This window comes from Aminobacter sp. P4_D5 (assembly GCF_056401815.1).
Map to the genome: position 1 here is coordinate 1 of NZ_JBFUIP010000950.1, position 623 is coordinate 623.

Annotated in this window: 1 protein-coding gene; it reads right to left on the reverse strand. The window is 66.5% G+C overall.

The genetic code is table 11. From position 1 onward, the window contains the following. Positions 1-438: 438 nt before the first annotated feature. On the reverse strand, positions 439-623 hold a 185-nt coding region (locus AC1DWF_RS36005), incomplete at its 5' end, for a hypothetical protein (protein ID WP_476843238.1).

The window sequence follows — 623 nt, forward strand, 5'->3', positions numbered from 1 at the left end:
CGCCCAAGGGTCCGCACATTGAGCGGACACCTGGCTCGGGGATAGCACGCGGCCCGTGTCGTAGCGGTTCCTTTGGTGGGCTACCCTCCACCAAAGGCCTCCCCATGACCGACCTTACTCTTCCCCACAATGAACCTCGCCTGGCAGTCCTTCCGAACGGTTGATCGGCCTGTCCGCGGCCACCGCCGCCATCCGAGGCATCACAGACGAAACCCACCCCGCCCTCGGCCTCCGCGCGACCATCGTGGGGGTGCGGCGAGAGGCCTTGCACCTCACGCTGAAGGTCCGGCAACTCGCTTTCCCCATAGCCCGCCGACCTCACCCGCTACGCCATCACCATGGTCACCGCCACGGACATCGGCCTCACCGCGCGCGACCCCAGGCGGAAGATGCCGCCGGTCTCACCGCGCCGGCCACGCTTGGGCCAATCGGCCCTCCTCAAGGCCGGCCAGCCTCGCCGCCGACCGCCACCCCTCCATCATTGAGCGCAAGGGCCTCGCGGACGACATTCCGCGACATTTCCATCGAAGGCAAATCCGCCGGTTTCGACCTCAAGGTCGTCCGCACCGTCAGAGGAAGGTGCTGCACTATCTGATAGTGCAGCGTCTGATCCCTTCCTGATC